This is a genomic window from Candidatus Pelagibacter sp. HIMB1695 (assembly GCF_052047655.1).
Taxonomy (GTDB): Bacteria; Pseudomonadota; Alphaproteobacteria; order Pelagibacterales; family Pelagibacteraceae; genus Pelagibacter.
In genome coordinates, this window is record NZ_JBNAJT010000001.1 from 1 (window position 1) to 18,877 (window position 18,877).

21 protein-coding genes are annotated in these 18,877 nt (G+C 25.1%); 20 read left to right on the top strand and 1 reads right to left on the bottom strand.

Going from position 1 to position 18,877, the window contains the following annotated elements; translation table 11 throughout:
- The 8 genes from ACTTAX_RS00005 to ACTTAX_RS00040 all read left to right on the top strand — a co-directional run.
- Positions 1-1,098, top strand: a 1,098-nt coding sequence (locus ACTTAX_RS00005) for a hypothetical protein (RefSeq protein ID WP_440691953.1), incomplete at its 5' end; no start/stop codon positions are given.
- The gene (locus tag ACTTAX_RS00010; protein ID WP_440691954.1) at positions 1,079-2,509 is read left to right on the top strand and encodes a hypothetical protein; all 1,431 of its coding nucleotides are present in this window, start codon (positions 1,079-1,081) and stop codon (positions 2,507-2,509) included. The genes ACTTAX_RS00005 and ACTTAX_RS00010, both read left to right, overlap by 20 nt.
- A gap of 1 nt (position 2,510) precedes the next feature.
- The gene (locus ACTTAX_RS00015) at positions 2,511-3,818 is read left to right on the top strand and encodes a DUF4910 domain-containing protein (protein ID WP_440691956.1); all 1,308 of its coding nucleotides are present in this window, start codon (positions 2,511-2,513) and stop codon (positions 3,816-3,818) included.
- 235 nt (positions 3,819-4,053) lie between these two features.
- Positions 4,054-4,764 (top strand): hypothetical protein, encoded by a 711-nt coding sequence (locus tag ACTTAX_RS00020; RefSeq protein WP_440691958.1) that lies wholly within the window; start codon positions 4,054-4,056, stop codon positions 4,762-4,764.
- Positions 4,742-5,653 carry a hypothetical protein gene (locus ACTTAX_RS00025; protein ID WP_440691960.1) on the top strand — a complete coding sequence of 304 codons (912 nt, stop codon included), beginning with the start codon at positions 4,742-4,744 and terminating at the stop codon, positions 5,651-5,653. The genes ACTTAX_RS00020 and ACTTAX_RS00025 overlap by 23 nt, the downstream gene beginning before the upstream one ends.
- Positions 5,654-5,660: 7 nt before the next feature.
- Positions 5,661-6,632, top strand: coding sequence for an NAD-dependent epimerase/dehydratase family protein (locus tag ACTTAX_RS00030; RefSeq protein WP_440691962.1), 972 nt, complete (start codon positions 5,661-5,663; stop codon positions 6,630-6,632).
- Between the two features lie 39 nt (positions 6,633-6,671).
- Positions 6,672-7,205, top strand: coding sequence for a sugar transferase (locus ACTTAX_RS00035; RefSeq protein WP_440691964.1), 534 nt, complete (start codon positions 6,672-6,674; stop codon positions 7,203-7,205).
- A gap of 504 nt (positions 7,206-7,709) precedes the next feature.
- Positions 7,710-9,671 carry a polysaccharide biosynthesis protein gene (locus ACTTAX_RS00040; RefSeq protein WP_440691966.1) on the top strand — a complete coding sequence of 654 codons (1,962 nt, stop codon included), beginning with the start codon at positions 7,710-7,712 and terminating at the stop codon, positions 9,669-9,671.
- Positions 9,672-9,675: 4 nt separating this feature from the next.
- Here the strand turns inward: ACTTAX_RS00040 and ACTTAX_RS00045 are convergent, their stop codons facing one another.
- Positions 9,676-10,842 (bottom strand): Wzz/FepE/Etk N-terminal domain-containing protein, encoded by a 1,167-nt coding sequence (locus tag ACTTAX_RS00045; RefSeq protein WP_440691968.1) that lies wholly within the window; start codon positions 10,840-10,842, stop codon positions 9,676-9,678.
- 130 nt (positions 10,843-10,972) lie between these two features.
- Between ACTTAX_RS00045 and ACTTAX_RS00050 the strand changes: the two genes are divergently transcribed.
- Genes ACTTAX_RS00050 through ACTTAX_RS00105 form a run of 12 tightly spaced genes read left to right on the top strand, consistent with a single transcriptional unit; the run spans position 10,973 to position 18,875 of the window.
- On the top strand, positions 10,973-12,217 hold the full coding sequence (locus ACTTAX_RS00050; RefSeq protein WP_440691970.1) for an O-antigen ligase family protein: 1,245 nt from the start codon (positions 10,973-10,975) through the stop codon (positions 12,215-12,217).
- A gap of 38 nt (positions 12,218-12,255) precedes the next feature.
- Positions 12,256-12,666 carry an adenylyl-sulfate kinase gene (locus tag ACTTAX_RS00055; RefSeq protein ID WP_440691972.1) on the top strand — a complete coding sequence of 137 codons (411 nt, stop codon included), beginning with the start codon at positions 12,256-12,258 and terminating at the stop codon, positions 12,664-12,666.
- Positions 12,663-13,037: a cytidyltransferase gene (locus tag ACTTAX_RS00060; RefSeq protein WP_075506148.1), complete on the top strand. Its 375-nt coding sequence runs from the start codon at positions 12,663-12,665 to the stop codon at positions 13,035-13,037. The genes ACTTAX_RS00055 and ACTTAX_RS00060 overlap by 4 nt, the downstream gene beginning before the upstream one ends.
- A gap of 6 nt (positions 13,038-13,043) precedes the next feature.
- On the top strand, positions 13,044-13,895 hold the full coding sequence (locus tag ACTTAX_RS00065) for a HalD/BesD family halogenase (protein WP_440691974.1): 852 nt from the start codon (positions 13,044-13,046) through the stop codon (positions 13,893-13,895).
- Entirely contained in the window at positions 13,896-14,675 is a 780-nt protein-coding gene (locus ACTTAX_RS00070) for an enoyl-CoA hydratase (RefSeq protein ID WP_440691975.1), read from the top strand.
- A 2-nt stretch (positions 14,676-14,677) separates the two neighbouring features.
- Positions 14,678-14,878, top strand: a complete 201-nt coding sequence (locus ACTTAX_RS00075; protein WP_440691977.1) for a hypothetical protein — start codon at positions 14,678-14,680, stop codon at positions 14,876-14,878.
- A 4-nt stretch (positions 14,879-14,882) separates the two neighbouring features.
- Positions 14,883-15,317 (top strand): CoA-binding protein, encoded by a 435-nt coding sequence (locus tag ACTTAX_RS00080; protein WP_440691979.1) that lies wholly within the window; start codon positions 14,883-14,885, stop codon positions 15,315-15,317.
- A gap of 4 nt (positions 15,318-15,321) precedes the next feature.
- Positions 15,322-15,741, top strand: coding sequence for a YeeE/YedE family protein (locus ACTTAX_RS00085; RefSeq protein ID WP_440691981.1), 420 nt, complete (start codon positions 15,322-15,324; stop codon positions 15,739-15,741).
- Complete coding sequence (locus ACTTAX_RS00090; RefSeq protein ID WP_440691983.1) at positions 15,738-16,157, top strand: DUF6691 family protein; 420 nt, start codon at positions 15,738-15,740, stop codon at positions 16,155-16,157. Before ACTTAX_RS00085 ends, ACTTAX_RS00090 begins: the two co-directional genes overlap by 4 nt.
- Positions 16,158-16,203: 46 nt before the next feature.
- A complete protein-coding gene (locus ACTTAX_RS00095) occupies positions 16,204-17,814 on the top strand; it encodes a hypothetical protein (RefSeq protein ID WP_440691984.1) in 1,611 nt (536 codons plus the stop codon).
- Positions 17,815-17,860: 46 nt separating this feature from the next.
- Entirely contained in the window at positions 17,861-18,430 is a 570-nt protein-coding gene (locus tag ACTTAX_RS00100; protein WP_440691985.1) for an NAD(P)H-dependent oxidoreductase, read from the top strand.
- A complete protein-coding gene (locus ACTTAX_RS00105) occupies positions 18,402-18,875 on the top strand; it encodes a hypothetical protein (RefSeq protein WP_440691987.1) in 474 nt (157 codons plus the stop codon). Before ACTTAX_RS00100 ends, ACTTAX_RS00105 begins: the two co-directional genes overlap by 29 nt.
- Positions 18,876-18,877: the final 2 nt, after the last annotated feature.

Sequence of the window (18,877 nt, forward strand, 5' to 3'; positions counted from 1 at the left end):
ATTTTATCTTTAGAATTAGCAACAAACTATATATTTGATCTAGAAAAAATTAGAGGTCCTTTTTATATAATTTACACTTCTTTGATTTTTTTTTCGTTAATTAATTTATTTTATATGAGAAAACTTTATTTTAATTTCGAAGATAAATTTTTAATTTTTTTTATTCCTTTTATATGCCTATTTATTTTACCTTATAAATTAAACTTTGAAGTGATTTTTGCAATATTTTATATTTTAAGTTTATTAATTCTATCTTTATCGTTGAAACAATTTGACACAACCTACAAGATTAAAATTTTAACGTATATATTTTATACAATTATAATTTATTCCTTTTTAATATGTATAGCAACTTTAGCAATAGAACTTCCTTATTTTTATAGATATTCTGGAATATTTGATAATTCAAATGCAGCAGGACGTTTTGCTGGCTTTTTTTGTGGATTAAGTTTTTTAGCAATATTTCATAAAAAAAAGTTTAAAAAATATTTCATAATAATTAGTTCAATTACATTATTTATTCTAATAATTTCTAATTCTAGATCACCTTTATTCGCATTAATTTGTGCAATTTTATTTTCATCATTGAAATCTTTAAAGCAATTGAGCATATTTCTAATTTTATTTTTTATTTTTTTCTTTCTTACCTTAAAATTATATTCATTTTCAGAGGTATTCGCTTATGGTATTGACTCTAAAATAGAAAGGGGTGCATCAGGAAGATTTGAACTCTGGGAAATAGGATTAGATTATTTAAAAATTTATCCAACGGATTTTTATGAAATTTTTTCAATTAAACAAGATCCACATAATAATTATATCTCTTTAGCTTTAGAATTTGGATGGTTTTATGCTCTAATTTTTTACTTATATTTAGTGATAATTTTATCAAAGACCTTTTTTAAGAAAATAAAAAAAATTAATCCAGAATTTAAGGAATATAATAATTATGTTATTTATTGTGTTGTATGGACTTTAGCTTACGGTATTTTCGAAACATCTACTCATATTACTTCTTTATATGTCGGATTATTATTTTATTGGTTAATAATAGTAGAGAATGATGTAAAAATAAAAAATGTTCAAAAATATAGATGAAAAAGAATTTAATATTATTTCAAAAAATATTAGATTATCAAATATAAATATTGCAAAAATAATCAGTAAAAAATTAAATGTTTCACAAGATTTAGTTCAATATGTAATTGAATTTTACACAATGAAATTTATTTCATTTATTAAAAGATTTGAAATAAATGGAGTTTCAGATCTTAATAAATTAGATATCACATTAGATGAAATTGTTTCAAAACCAAGCAACTCATGTGATTTAGATTTTTTTTTTAACACGATAATTCAAAATCCAAATTATCTGAAAAATAATAAAATTTTTACAAGAAATAAAAAGTTACACCCGATCAATAATTTAATTAGGTATTATAAGTTTATTTTTTTTTTTAAGTTTGGAATTTATAAAAATAAAAATATATTTAGTTTTACTGATATAGACAATTTTTTTAAAAAATTTCTCAAAATAGATAAAAACATCGCTGAATTTAGATGTTTTGAATGGATACCTTTTCAGTTCAAATTTATAGATAAATTAAATCTTTCAAATTTATCAAATATTAAATTTTGTGATGATAATATAATAAATACTTTTATAAAAAAATATTATTTTAAGTTTTTACCCAATACAATAATACAATCTTTAAGATTTTCGAAGAAGTTAAAAAAATTAGAATTTAAATCTATAAATACTTGTTCCCAATTGTATAATGATTTTTTTAATGTTGTTCTATTTTCTCAAGTCTCAAAAAAACTAGAATGTAGAGTTGGACAACATGGAATTGATTATGGATTAAAAAAAAATTTAAAACATTACTATAAAACTAAAGAAGAGAAAAATAATTCAATTAAATTTTATTCATGGTGGAAAAAAAAACCAAATGATGGCGAATATATCAATGGAAGATATTTTGGAAGATTATTTTCCACAGAAGCCAAACAAAGTAATAAAATTTTATTTGTTATGCCATTACCTCCATTTGATAGCTTACTAGATAACCCAGAAAATTATAAAAAATTCAAAAAAAATTTGATCAATATATCTATGTCTAAAAGTAAATTTAGAATGTATTTAAAGCTTCATCATAATTATTTTGATTTTGATGGCGATAAAAATTTCATTGAAGTACTCAGACAAAATGAAGTTACAATAGTTGAAGATTTAAAAATTAATGATGAATTTATTGCTGAGTTTAATACTGTTGTTTATGGATATTTATCCACAGGTTTTTTTGAATCTTTGTTATCTGGTATTAGAACTAAATGTATAGATATTTATGAAGAATCAAATGATTGGAAATCCAATAAGCTTACTGATCAGTTAAAAAAAAAAAATTTGATAAGCAATAATTTACCAAATGATTTAGATAGTTTTGATGAGATTTATAATTCTAAGGATATAAATAAAATATTATCGGAGTATATTAATATTAACAATTAGAATGAAAAATCAAAAAAAATTAAACTCTGCTCCTTCTTTAATAAATATAGCAAAAGATTTATTTCCAATATACAGATGTCTAATTGGACCAGGTGTTGTTGAAACATTGAAATATATCAAAAAAATTCATAAAAAATTAAAAATAAAAAATATTAAATCAGGATCAAAAGTCTTTGATTGGAAAGTTCCTCAGGAATGGCATGTAAAAACAGCATATATAGCAAATTTGAAAGGAAAAAAATTAATAGATTTAAATAAAAATAATTTACATCTTGTAGGCTACTCAACTCCACAGAATAAAACTATTTCTTTAAGAGAACTTGAAAAACATTTGCATTCTTTACCACTACAGCCAAATGCTATTCCTTATGTTACAAGTTATTATAAAAAAAATTGGGGTTTTTGTTTAACTTATAAACAGAAAACTAAATTAAAAGATAAAAAATACAAAATATTTATTGATTCAAGTTTCAAAAAGGGTTTTTTAAAATATGGTGAAATTTATATAAAAGGATCAAGTAATAAAGAAATATTATTCTCAACTTATATATGCCATCCGTCTATGGCTAACAATGAGATTAGTGGCCCTAGCATAGCGATAAAATTAGCTGAATATTTAAAAAAAAAAAAATTACGATATTCTTATAGAATTATCTTTATACCTGAAACCATTGGTTCAATTGCTTATATAAGTAAAAATTTCATAAAAATGAAAAAAAATATAATAGCTGGCTTTAATTTAACTTGTTTAGGAGATAAAGGAAATTTTTCATTAATACCAACTAGAGACGGAAACACTTTATCTGATAAAATTGTCAAAGAAGTTTTTCAAAGAAAAAAATATAAATATAAAAAATATAGTTGGTTGGACAGAGGAAGTGATGAGAGACAATTTTGTTCACCTGGAGTTGACTTACCTATTGTAACAATTACCAGGAGTAAATTTGGAACTTATAAAGAGTATCATACTTCTTTAGATAATATGAATTTTATAAGACAAAAATATTTAAAAAAAAGTTATAATTTATTTGTAAATATTATAATTTCATTGGAGAGAAAAAAGTTCTTTAAATCAACAGTAATGTGCGAACCTCAACTTTCAAAAAGAAATTTTTATCCTAGTTTAAGTATAAAACATAAAAAAAATAAGTACTCGAAAAAGGAATGGGACAAACTACTTGATATTATTTCTTATTGTGATGGAAAAAATGATGTTAATGAAATTTCTAAGAAGTGTTCAATAAAAATAAATCAATGTATAAATTTAATAGACAAATTGAGGAAAAATAAATTATTACGTTTGATTTAATGATAGAATTTAAATATTTGGAAAAAAATTGTTAATAGAAAAAGTAATAAGTTTAATTTTTAAGATATATTATTTTTACAAAAATATTAAAATTTTTTTAATTTTTAAAAAAAAAAAACTTTTAAAGTTTAATAGTAAAAAAAAAATACGTATTCTTGAATATAGGAAAGATATATCTAAAGGCTACTACCTTAAAGCAATCCAGAAATTTAAAACTATTATTTTAAATAAAAAAGTGGATGATTTTTTTTCTATAAAATTACCTAAAGATAATTTTATTGATCTATCATCTAAAAAGATTTTAATCATAGGTGGCGCGGACCATATTATTAAATTTCAAAAAAAGAAAAGCTTTGACTATGTTATATTTATTAACCAAATTTCAAATGAAATTAGAAATAAGTTATTAAATTCAAATTTTATTTTATGTCTAAACGGTAATGCTGTTAAGAGGTTTGTTACAAATTCAAGAAAAATTTCTACAGAAACAAATATTTTTTTTGTAAAAACTGAAGGTGACAAAAGGTTGCTAGAAAAATATTTTTCATTATTAAACAAACAAATAAAATGTTTTTTGCTGCCTAAATCTTTTAATTGCGTGACTTATGGTTCACTTGATTTTTCCTCTCTTGTTTTAATGTATGTAAAATCATTAAAACCAAGTGTAATTGAATTAAAAGGTATTGATTTATTTACTACAAAGGGTAGGAGAAAAGGTTATGCGTCATCGCATCAAATAAAAAATAAAAATGATAATTATGAACAAAGGGTTAATGTTTCTTTTTCAAGAGAGCATTGTCCTTACTCTATTTTTTTGAATATGAAAAAAATTTTAAGTAGTAAAAATATAAAAATCGATAACAAGTTATTTAATATAATTAATAAAGATTTATTTTACTATTCAAGGAAATTAAACTCTTTGTATGGAAAAAAAAAAAATAAATAATAAGTACAATAAAAAATCAAAAAATATTATTTTTTTAAATGATAAACATTATTTAAATAATCTTTATAGAAAAGATTTAATATTATATTTTAAAGAAAAAAGGTTTTCTGTATTTTCTATTGGATTAAAAAATACTTTATCGATTTTTAAATTTTTCATTAATGAACAATATTACGTCGTGTCTTCTAACTTAAAAGCAAATCTTTTTTTTCTTTTTTTTTTTAAAAAAAAGGGAACAGTCATAATTAATGGTTTAGGAAGATTTCGTAATTTGAAAATTTTTAGACTTTTACTTGTTTTTTTAATAAGTTTTAATAAGAATAAATCATTTATTTTCCAAAATTATGCTGACTACAGATATTTTGTTAAAAAAATTTACAATTTAGAAGCACATTGGATATTAGGATCTGGTGGCACTGAAAGGAAAAGTGGAATTAGTAATAAAGTTATTACTGTTCAGAGAAAAAATAAAATAAATTTAGTCATCCCATCTATTATAAAATACATTAAAGAAAATAATGTTAAAGAACTGTATTTAGTTGGATGTATTTTTCCAGAAAAAAAATTTTTTAATAATGATGAAGTAAAAATTCAATCATTAGGATACTTGGAGCAAGAAAAAATTTTTTTAAACGGAAATATATTTCTTCAGCCATGTGGTTATGGTGAGGGTTTTCCACATACATTATCAGATGCCATTATGAGCAACATGGAAATTCACATGCATAAGAAAAGTTTTATTTCTTTTGGTTTATATAAATACAATCTTAATATAGAAAAGTTAAATAATAATTGGATAAAAATACCTAAAAATTCAAATATTAAAAATGTTTTGAAAAAACAAAAAATAAATAAATTGTATTTTGATAAGATAATCAGAAAAATATAAATTACATATGGAAAATTATCCAAATAAGACTAGAATACATATCACTGGAGCAACTGGGTTTGTTGGAAGTTTTTTAGCAAATTACTTTTTTAAAAAATTTGAAATTTCGTGCTCGTCTTATTCAAAAAAGTTTTCACCAGATAATTCAATAAAGCAGTTTATATTTGATTTATCAAATAAAAATAACTTTCCAAATGATTATTTGGATAATACTGATATTGTAATCCATTGCGCAGGTGTTACTAATTCAGGCATTTTTAATAGTAAAAAATCTAAAAATTTAATTTTTAAAAAAAACATTTTAGCAGCAGAAAACATTGCAAAATTTGCTATAAAAAAATCTGTAAAAAAATTTATTTTTATTAGCACGATATCTGTCTATGATACGAATAATTTTAATTCGTACATTAATCTTAATACTAAATGTAAACCACGAGACTATTATGGAGCATCTAAACTTAAATCAGAGGAGATATTTCAAACATTATTTTCCAAAAAAAATATAGATCTTATAATTTTAAGAGTTCCATTAATTGTAGGCCCTAAATCTTCAGGAAATTTAAGAAAATTAAAAAATTATTTAGCAAAAGGTTTTCCTTTTTTTTTACCAAATATTCAAAACATTAGAAGTTATTTGTCAATAAATTCTTTAGCTAAATTAATTGAATTTTGTATTTTAAGTAATGAAAAAATTAATAAAGTTTTTTTAGTTTCAAATTTAAATGGAATTAGTACTAGAAGTTTAATAAATAATATTACAAAAGGATTAAAAAGTAAAAATAAAATTATTAATGTACATCATAGACTACTTAAATTATTTTTTTTATTACTTAATCAAATTAACCTATATAATAGATTATACGGTAACTTAATTGTAGATTCAAAAGACACTGTTAATTATTTTAATTGGGACAATAAAGAATTATTAGATAATAGTTTTTATGAATTAGGCAGTAGTGATGATAAAAAAAAATCTTAAGCAATTAATTTTGCACTTAATACTATTCTAAAATTAATAATGCTACGACTGTTTGATTTTATATTTTCATTATTAGGCTTAATATTTCTATTACCTTTGTTTATCTTTGTATTTTTTTATGGTTTATTTGAAAATGGTTCACCTTTATTTATACAAAAAAGAGTCGGTAAAAATCTTAAACCCTTTTTATTAATTAAATTTAGAACTATGCCAAAGTATGTAAGATCATCTGGAACCCATTTAATTAAAAATATCAAATTCAGTTCTTTTGGATATTTTTTAAGAAGAACTAAAATTGATGAAATTCCACAGTTGTGGAATGTATTTTTGGGAGATATGAGCTTAGTTGGGCCAAGACCTTGTTTATATAATCAAAGAAAATTAATTTATGAGCGAAAAAAAAGAGGAGTATTTAAAGTAAGACCAGGTATTACAGGACTTGGTCAAATTTCAGGCATTGATATGAAAACTCCAACATTGTTATCTAAAACAGATCAAAAAATGATCAAGAACATGAGTTTGTATAATTATTTTTATTATATCCTTAGAACAATTTATAAAATCCCTAGCTAAATAAACCCATATTTTATTTATATCATTAATTAATTTTAAATTATTTTGCTATTAATTAATTTTTTAATTTTGATAATTGTTTTTTTAATTTCATATATACTCGTAATAACCATCTGCATTTAAATACATTGTTTCGGTATGCAAAAAATCATCATTTAATAACATGAAAGGTTGTTTGCTTGCACTTTTTATTAATTTTTAGGAAGAATTGTGAGTACTATAAATAATAAAGTTTTAAGGAGTTTTAGAAAAAAATTTTAAAGGATCAACTAATTCAATTTTTTGATCTATTAAATAGGACTAGTTTTTATAAAATATTAAAATCTAAATTAGGATAGGTTAGCTTCTTAATATATATAAGTTTAAATAAACCTTGGTTCAAAATAGTTTGATTCATTCTCGAAACTGGATGTTTAAAAATAGAATAATTATAGATTTTATGATTAATGATTTTGATTTAAAAAATGCTATAAGATTAAGAATTATTATTAATAAATAAAAATAATGTTGTTTTATAATAAAAAGTTTTCAGAAGAAATTTTCTCTTTATCAAGATTTTCAAAAAAAAGTGTAGCTATAATAACTGACGTATTTTTCTGTGTATTTACAATTTGGCTAGCTTTTTATTTAAGATTAGAGGAATTGGTTAGATTAAAAGATATTGGATTAACTACAATTTTTTTAACTATCTTATTAACTATACCAATATTTTGGATAACAGGAATATATAGAACTTTATTTCGTTATGCAGGCTTGTCTATTTTTTCTACTATATCGTTATCAGTTTTCATTTATGGATTAATTTTTTTTTCAATTATTAGTATGTACGGTGTTAAAGATGTACCAAGATCAATTGGAGTTATTCAGCCAATGCTATTATATTTGTTTATAATAGCTAGTAGGTTTCTCGCAAAATATTTATTAACAGGTTCATTTAATAAATCTGAAAAAGAAAAAATAAATGTATTAATTTATGGTGCAGGTGGGGCAGGTCGGCAGCTATTTTTATCATTAGAAGGAAATGCAAAATATAAAGTTGAAGGTTTTTTAGATGATGATCGTAGCAAGCATAGACAGTATTTACTCGGAAAAAAAATTTATGATTCAAAAAATTTGGATACCTTAAAAGAAAACAAAGAAATAAAACTAATTCTAGTTGCAATTCCATCTTTAAATAAAATAAGTAAAAAAGAAATTATCCAAAAAATTTCAAATAAAGGAATAGAGATTAAAACTTTACCAAATATAAGTGATATTATTGAGGATAAATTATCTTTTTCAGATGTTAAAGATTATTTAATTGATGACTTATTAGAAAGAGAGCCTGTTGAGGCTAATCAGCATTTACTTTCTCAAAATATAGCCTCTAAAACAATTTTAGTTACAGGTGCGGGCGGTACTATTGGTGTAGAATTATCAAGACAAATATTAAAACTTAAACCAAAAAAATTAATCCTTTTCGAATTAAATGAATTTGCTTTATTTAATATTCATGAAGAATTGAGTTACATATATAAAAATTTAGAAATAGTTCCTTTACTTGGCAATATATTAGATCAAAAAAAATTAGAAAAAGTTTTTAAAAATTTTAAAGTTGACACTGTTTATCATACAGCAGCTTATAAACACGTACCTTTGGTAGAAATTAATATTTGTGAAGGAGTTCGAAATAATATTTTAGGAACTTTATCTGTTGTTAAAGCAGCTACCAATCAACAAATTAAAAATCTAGTTTTAATTTCAAGTGATAAAGCAGTAAGACCTACTAATATTATGGGAGCTAGTAAAAGATTTTCAGAGCTTTGTTTACAAGTTTATAAAGAAAAAAATTTATATACTAATTTTTCAATTGTACGATTTGGAAATGTTTTGGCATCATCAGGTTCTGTTATTCCAAAGTTTAAACAACAAATTATTGAAGGTGGCCCTGTAACTTTAACTCATAATGATGTTACTCGTTATTTCATGACTGTTCCTGAAGCTGCTCAATTAGTTATCCAAGCAGGTGCACTAGGTAAAAATGCTGAAGTATTTGTTCTTGATATGGGTAAAAGCATAAAAATAAGAGATATGATCATCAAAATGATCAATTTATCAGGGCAAACACTTAAGGATGAAAATAATTTAAATGGAGATATTGAAATTAAAGTTACAGGACTTAGACCTGGTGAAAAATTATTTGAAGAACTATTAATTGGAGATAATCCTCAACAAACAATTCATCCAAAAATTAAAAAAATTCAAGAACCATCAATGTCATTTGATCAATTTGAAAAAAATATAAATGAATTAACAATTCAACTAGATAATCAAAACTCAAAAGAAGTTAAGAAAATATTAGACAGAGTTATAAGATTTTATAATTCTAATTCAGAATTAGTTGATTATATTTACAATGAAGAGAAAGATTTAAATGAAACATTGCCCAACAAAGATGATAAAAGCAATGTAATCAAATTAAATTAAATATTTATTTTCTTTGTTGTATTGCATTTGAAACAAGAACATAAAACATTCCAAATATAACTCCAAATATTCCAGAAATTAAAATTGCTTTTACTAAACTAAATGAAGCTTCATATTCAGTATCTTTATAAATAATACTTGCAGCTTTAAAATTATTACCATTTATAATTGGACTAGAATTAAATAATCGCTCAATACGCTCTAATGATTTATTTTCTAATAATTCTCTTCTTTGCTTTTCTAAATCTAACAGATTTTTAGTAAAAGCATCCTTGTTCTTGTTGTCACGACTTTCAATTAATTCAATTTCTTTTTCAATCATTGAATAGCCTCTCATATAATATGGTTTTGCTGTTTGAAGATTTGAAATTACACCACCTGAAGATGTATTAAAATTTTCTACCTCAAGGGTATTATTTTTGATATTTAACTCTCTTGCAATAGATGCTTGTTCATTAAGAAAAGCTAATCGATTTCTTGTTTCAATACCATAATCATTTTTTGCAAATTCTATTTTTTGGTTTAAATCTTCTAGTTTAAACTGGTCTAACAATTTCAAATTATTTAAAGTTGTACTAAAATTTAGTGATAAATAATTTTGGATATTTTTATTTATTTCATTTTCGATAAAACTTAATGCCTCTTCCCATTTTTCTTGATCGTTAATTTCAAATTCAATTGTCCAATTCAATCTAGTCCCACCCCTTTTGTTCCCATCAACATTAATAGGTCTTAATAAATTAAGTTTTAAAGCATATTTTTCAACTACCTCTAAATATTCATCTTCGTCATTAAATTTACTTTGATCAATTAATTGATATTTTTTTATAGCCTCAATTACAATTTCTTTAGTTTGTAATTCTTCTTGAAATAAACTTAAAAGATATTCTCTATTTATTTCATTTAGATTTAAAATATCATTTTCATTTTCATTTTCATTTTCATTAATTTTTTCAATTAATAAGTTATATGATGAATATAAATTATCTTCAAAAATAGTGATTGGTAAGATTTCAGTTTTAGCTTTTAATGGAGGTTTAAGTATAAAGTATAGAGCTACTGACAGAACCATAAAAACAATAGTTATTGCAGCAATTTTTAATTTCTTGTTCCAGATATTAATAATGACTTCAATTAAATCTATTTCATCACTTTCAATTTTTTTTTTCATAATTTGATTAATCTATAAGCTAAAAAACCCTTAATTTCACTAATATTTTGATTGATTTCAAGTTGTTATTTTGTATTCAAAATATTTAGTTTGTTAATTGGTTACAGTTTTCATAGTCATTATAAAGAAAATGAATTTATTAAAAAAAAATCAAACTATTTATTTAATATTAGCATCCATAATTCCTTTTTTGATATGGGGACCTTTTTTTCCTGATTTAATAGTAAGTTTATCTTCATTAATATTTTTATTTTACGTGATTAAAAATAAAAATTTTTATTATTTAAATAATAAACCATTTATTATTTTTATTATTTTTTGTCTTTATTGTATTTTTGTAACTCTTTTAAGAGCTGAAGATAAATTACTTAGTTTTGAGAGCTCATTATTTTATTTTAGAATAGGATTATTTAGTTGTCTTATTTGGTATTTAATTGATCAAGATAAAAATATTTTAAAATACTTTTACTATACCTTAATCATCTGCTTTTCAGCTTTAGTGATTGATGGATATTTTCAATTTTTTTCAGGATCAAATATTTTAGGTTTCCCTTTTTCAGGAGGACGTATTTCATCTTTATTTGGAGATGAGTTGATAATGGGCTCTTATTTATCTAGATTGTTTCCTCTTTTATTTGCTTTATTTTTAATAAAAGAAAAAACTAAATATGAAATTTATTATATTGGAATATTATTTATTCTTGTTGATATTTTAATTTACATTTCAGGTGAAAGAGCTTCATTTCTCTTTCTTAACTTATCAACTATTTTTATAATTATTTTAATAAAAGAATACCAAAAATTTAGATTAATTACTTTTTTAATTGCTTTAGTTTTAATTATAGGTCTAACTTTAAGTAGTGATACACTTTCTAATCGAATGATTAAAGGACCAGCAAAGTCGATGGGTCTAGTTAAAGAGGCTCAAAGCAAAAATATATTTACCCCTACCCATGATAGCTTGATTAGAACAGCATTTAATATGTTTAAAGATAAACCTATCTTTGGACATGGTCCAAAAATGTTTAGAAAAATTTGTAGTAATGAAAAATATGCAACAGGAGTTAAACCTTGTATGACACATCCACATAATTTTTATGTTCAATTATTAGCAGAAACAGGACTAATTGGTTTTTTATTTTTATTTAGTGCGTTTTGTTATGTTTTGTATTGTGGCTTTATGCAATTAAAATCAATTTTATTTAAACAAAAAAGATATTTAACTGATTATCAAGCATGCTTACTTTCTGGAATTTTAATTACAGTTTGGCCGATAGCACCTAATGGTAATTTTTTTAACAATTGGTTAATGATTATCTATAGTTTGCCTGTTGGTTTTTATCTTCAATCAATTTATTCAAAGAAAAAAAATTAAGTTATTGTTTTTTTTAATTCAAAAGATAATTTTAATTTATGAAAATTATATTAGTAATGGGATTACCGGGAGCTGGCAAAACAACTTTAGCAAATGAGATGGCTACTTTGTTAAAGGTTAAAAGATTAAATGCCGATGAGGTGAGAAAAGCAGCAAATGACTGGGATTTTTCAGAAGAGGGAAGGGTAAGGCAGGCTAAAAGAATGGCTGAATTTGCTCTAAAATTAAAAGCTGAAGGTCATTATGTAATTGCTGACTTTGTTGCTCCTACACCGGAGGCAAGAAGTATGTTTCCAGCTGATTTTAGAGTTTGGGTCGATACCATTAAGAAAGGTAGATTTGAGGATACCAATCAAATGTTTGTTAATCCAAAAAAATTTGACTATCATGTAACTACCCAAGATGCTAAAAAATGGGCACCGTTAATAATTGAGGAGATTAAAAAATGACATATCAATGGGATAACAAAAAACCAACTGCACAAATGCTAGGAAGATGGCAACCCTTCCATGATGGACATTATAAATTGTTTAAAGAAATTATAAAAAAAACTGGGCAAGTTTGTATTCAAATAAGAGATGTTCAAGGTGTAGATGATAATCCTTTTGATTTTGAAACTGTAAAAAAAAATATTGAAGAAAGATTAAATCCTGAATTTGAAGGTCAATTTAAAATTATGTTGGTTCCTAATATTACAAATATTTGTTATGGAAGAGGTGTTGGATATAAAATTGAGGAAATAGTTCTGGATGAAGAAACTCAAAAAATTTCAGCTACTAAAATTAGAGCTCAAATGAGAGAAGAGGGTAAATTAAAATAACCTTTAATGAATGATAGATTAAACACTATTGTCGATTTAAAAAAATATCCTATTCACGATTTAAATTCTCCAATCATTAAAAATTTAGTAAAAAAATGTAAGGAAGAATTAGACCAATATAGCTGTTCAACTATTCCAAATTTTATTTTACCAAAATCTTTAGAGATAATGAATTCAGAATTAGAAAAACAACTTGATGAAGTTTATATGTCTAAAGAAAGCATCAATGCATATCTTTATGCCAAAGATGATCCAAGTTTACCTGAAAAACATCCAAAGAGAAATTTTATGGAAAGGTATAATGGATATTTAAACTCAGATTGCTTTCCAAAAAATTCAGAAATGAAATATCTTTATGAAACAGAAGAACTTTTGAAATTTGTATCAGCTTGCTTAGGTATTTCTCCTATTTATAGATGGGCAGACCCATTGGCTTGTCATGCTTACAATGTAATGAAACCTGATGGAATTTTGCCTTGGCATTTTGATAGTTGTGAATTTACTTTAAGCTTGATGATTCAGAAACCTGAAAAAGGTGGTATATTTGAATATTGTCCAAATATAAGAGCACCAGGAAATGAAAATTTTGATGAAGTTAAAAAAGTTTTAGATGGAGATAGATTAAGAGTTAGACAGCTTAAATTAGAACCAGGAGATCTTCAAATTTTCAAAGGCAGATTTACTTTGCATAGAGTAACAAAAGTAGAAGGTAAGAAATCTAGATATATGTGCATTCCAGCTTATGTATTAGATCCTTATAGAGTAAATACCCCAGAACACTCAAAAGCAATTTATGGTAAAGTTTTGCCAATTCATATAGAAAGAAATCAGGCTAGATCCGACGGATTAACTGATTAAATGACTAGTAATATTAAAATAAAAAGAATTAATTCTGAAATTTCATCAATTATAATTGATGAACCAAAAACATATAATTCTCTTTCATTTAAAAATCTTTCAGATTTATTAAAATCATTAAAAAAATTAGATGCTGATAAACAGGTTAAAGTAATAATTATAGAGGGTGCTGGAAAAGGATTTAGTGCTGGTCACAATCTAAAAGAAGTTAGAAGTCTTAAAAAAAAAGATAAATATCAAAAGTTATTTAATCTATGCTCTAAAGTGATGCTTCAAATTGTTGAAGGAAAAAAACCAGTTATTGCAAAGGTTCATGGAGCTGCTTTTGCAGCAGGATGCCAGTTAGTTGCAAGTTGTGATCTTGCATATAGCACTAAAGACTCTTTATTCGCAACACCAGGTGTCAACATTGGATTGTTTTGTAGTACCCCAATGGTTGCTGTAAGTAGAAAAATTAACCGTAAACCAATGATGCAAATGCTTTTAACAGGAGAACCTATTAAAGCAAATTTTGCAAAAGAAATTGGTTTAATAAATGATCATTTTTCTAAATCAAAACTAAATGAAGAAGTTTTAAAAGTAGCAAAAAAAATTGCATCTAAATCAAATTTAACCATCAAAATTGGAAAGCAAGCTTTTTACAAACAATTAGAAATGCCTTTAAGAAAAGCTTATGCATATACAAGTAAAATGATGACTGTTAATATGATGGCTATGGATGCCAAAGAAGGTATCTCGGCCTTTTTAGAAAAAAGACAACCAAACTGGAAACATAAATAATAATGAAGAGTAAAAAAAATATACTCATTATTTTGTTTGTTATTTTTGGAATGTACTTTGTATTAAATTTTAAAGATCATAATTTTAAAAGAGCAGTAGATGCTTGTATTGCTGGCAGTCAAAAATTATCTGAAACTAAAATTACAGATTTAAATGAAGCAAGAAAATTTTGTGAAGATCAAATAAAAAAAGAAAGTAAATAATTTAATGGGTGATATTAAGAAGATTTTAGAAAAATCTAAATCTATTGCAATGATTGGAGTTAGTAATGATTTAAAAAAACCTTCAACTATTGTTATGAAATATATGCAAGAATATGGTTATAAAGTTTATCCAGTTAACCCCTCAGCTAAAGGTAAAAAAATTTTAGGTGAAGAAGTGTATGCTTCGATAACAGAGATCAAAGATCCTGTTGATATTGTTGATGTTTTTAGACCCTCAAAAGAAGCATATGGTATAGCTGAAGATACAGTAAAAATTGGCGCAAAAGTATTATGGTTACAACTTGGAATAAGAGATGAAAATGCAAAGGTTCTTGTAGAAAAAAATAATATAGAGTATGTAGAAAACAAATGTACCAAAATGGAATATCAAAAATTTTTTTTAAAAATAAGACAGGCTTTTCCTGTCTTAAATAATTAATTTTATGAATATAGTAAATTTTACGCCAATTCCTGCTTTTACTGGTGGATTGATAATTGGATTGGCAGTAGCTGTATTTTTTTTGCTAAACGGTCGGTTAGTTGGAATTAGTGGGATTGCAAGTAACGCTTTAACAGAAAAAGAAAATAAATTTGATAATTTATTATTTTTGTTGGGCTTAATTATTGCACCAATTATTTACTCTATATTTTCTAAAGGTGGAGTAAATATTAGTATTTCTAATTCTTACGTCTTGATGATTGCAGCAGGTTTGTTAGTTGGAATTGGAACACGTGTTAGCGGTGGATGTACAAGTGGTCACGGTATAAGTGGTATTGGAAGATTTTCTTTAAGATCAATTGTAGCGACAATTACCTTTATGATTGTTGGAATTTTAACTGTGTATATCAAAAATTTAATATGAACAAATTAGCTTCTCTTATTTCAGGTATAATTTTTGGTATCGGTTTAGTGATATCTGAGATGGTTAATCCAGCAAAAGTATTAGGTTTTTTAGATTTATTTGGTAATTGGGATCCTTCTCTAGCATTTGTGATGATGGGCGCTTTAGTGGTTTCATCTCCCTTGTTTCATATAATTAAGAAAAAAGAAAAACCGTTACTTGTAGAGAAATTTAATTATTCAAATAACAAAACAATAAATAATCAATTAATATTAGGTTCAGCTTTATTTGGTGCTGGCTGGGGATTAGGAGGATTATGTCCTGGTCCAGCTATAACTTCTGTTGCTTTATTAAATATTTACTCAATAACTTTTGTTGTTTCGATGTTTATAGGCTTTTACTTGGTTAAATCATTTAATTTAAGTTCTCCAAGATAAATTTATATTTTTCCTTAATTGTTTATAATAAGTAAAAATAGTTTTTATGAATAAAGTTATAAAATTTTTAGACAGTACTTTTTTAGATTTAGGCCGACAATTTAAATGGACTTATCTACCCCCTTTAATGGTTTATGTTGCAGCGGGTATTTCTGGATTAACTGGAATAGTTGGAACTTTTTTTGTTAAAGATTATTTAAATTTATCTGCAGCATTTTTAGCGGGGCTTGGTTTTTGGGTTGGTATTCCGTGGGCATTAAAAATGCCTCTAGGTCATTTAGTTGATCTTATATGGGATAGAAAAAATTATATGGTTTACTTTGGCGCTTCTTTAATCGCATTAAGTTTATTGATTATGTATGGGCTTATAATTCATACAGAAGACATGTCTGAAATTTTCACAGTTGAGACATGGTTTGTAATTAGCGTAATTTTAGCTCCTGTTGGTTATGTAATTCAAGATGTCGTTGCTGATGCTATGACTGTTGAAGCTGTGCCACTAACTGATGAGAGTGGAAATGATTACAGTAAAGATCAAGTTAAAATTATGCATACGACAATGCAAACTCTTGGTCGTTTTGCAATTATTGGAGGCACTGTTTTAGTTGCTTTAGTAAATGTAATTTTATTTAGAGATGTAGATAGCTTAGAACAGACTGCTAAAATTGCTCTATACGGTAAAATTTATTTATATGCTTTAGTTATTCCAGTTGTTTCAATCTTAGGAGTATTTTTAGCAAAATATTTAAGAAATAAAAAAATTCAAAATTTAAAATCTAAAGGACTTGAACTTAAAGAGGAAAGAGGATCTGAGAAAACTAAAATTAATTGGTGGATCCTTGGAGGAAGCTTAATTTTTGTTATTTTCACTTTATCTATTGGATCTTTCAAAGTTCCCTTTGCACAAGAGATCGTTTTTATTGGTTCAGTTATCATAATTTTATTTTTGATGTTTAAACTCATCAAAGAGTTGCCAGAGAATTTAAGATTAACAGTTGTTGGTACTGCAGTAATTATATTTATATTTAGAGCAATGCCAGGCCCTGGTCCTGGTCTTACGTGGTTTGAAATTGATGAACTTGGTTTTAATGAGCAGTTCTTTTCAATTTTGTCCTTACTAGCATCAATTTTAACATTGGCTGGAATTGTTTTATTAAGACCATTTATGGCCAACAACTCAATTGCAAAAATTATTGTCGTATTAAGTATAGCTGGTGCTGTTTTATTTTTGCCAAGTGTAGGAATGTATTATGGATTTCATAATTGGACCGCCTCATTAACTGGAGGCGTAGTTGATGCTAAATTTATAGCGATACTTAATACTGCTTTAGAGTCTCCATTGGGACAGGTATCAATGATTCCTTTATTAGCTTGGATTGCTAAAAATGCTCCTTCACATCTTAAAGCAACTTTTTTTGCAGTCTTTGCTTCTTTCACAAATTTAGCTCTTTCAGCAAGTGCTTTAGGAACAAAATATTTAAATCAAATTTTTACAGTTACTAGAGAAGTAAAAGATAAAGTTTCAGGTGAAATTCAAACTACTGCTGATTATTCAGAACTTGGTATATTATTAATTGTTGTAACTTTATTAACACTAATTTTACCTATTTTATTTGTCTATATAATTAACAATAGTAAGTACAAAACTTCAGAATAAAGAATAATTTTATAGTTTTTTTGATTTTTTTTGTTAATTAAAAATCATGAAAAAAATTTTCTTAGTTTACGGTCATTATAATGACAATTCATTCAATGCAGCAATTAAAAATGAATTTATCAAACAATCAGAATTAAAAGGCAATAAAGTAGACGTTGTAGATTTATATAAAGAAAAATTTGATCCTGTATTTGCTGGAGAAGAACCAGGTACTGAAGTTTTAGATCATCGTAAAAGAATAGAAGAGTGCGATACAATTGTATTAGTTGCACCAATATGGAATTTTAGAATGCCAGCAATTGTTGAAGGATGGATTGATAAAGTATTGGCACCACCTTGGGCATTTAGATTTAAGCAACTAGTTGGAAACTATGGTTATCCAATTGGTAATTTAAGAAAAAAGAAAGCCGTAATTTTTTGTACATATGGTTCACCAAGACTAGCTATCACTACATTTTTTTTAAATTTACCGATTAGAAGACTTAAAAGAGGGGTATTTCATATGTGTGGCATATATAACATTACCTATCGAAGATATTTTGCAGTACCCTTTGTAAGCGACTCAAAAAGACAAGAGTTCTTAGAAGATGTTAGAAAAACTGCGAATAATATTTAGTACTTTATTAATTCTATTTTTAACTACCGTTTATTCATATTCAGAACTGGTAAATCCAAACAAAAATATTACTCCAAAAGAAGTTATAGAAATTCAACTTAATGGTCTCAAACAAAATGATTTAGAATATAAAGATAGAGGGATAGAGCAAACTTGGACCTTTGCTCACCCGAATAATAAAAGAGTTACAGGACCTCTAGGTAATTTTAAGCGAATGATCAAAGGAGCCTCCTATAAAATGATGATTAATCATCTAAGCCACACTATCACAGAGCTTGGCAGTAGTGACAAATGGGCCCAATTTGAGGTCATCATTTTAGATAACGACAAAATTTATCATAAGTTCAATTGGCAGGTTGAAAAATATACAGACGAAGGAGTTTTAAAAGATTGCTGGTTGACCACAATGGTCTCAAGTCCAATTCCCCTCGGTAGCTCAATTTGATT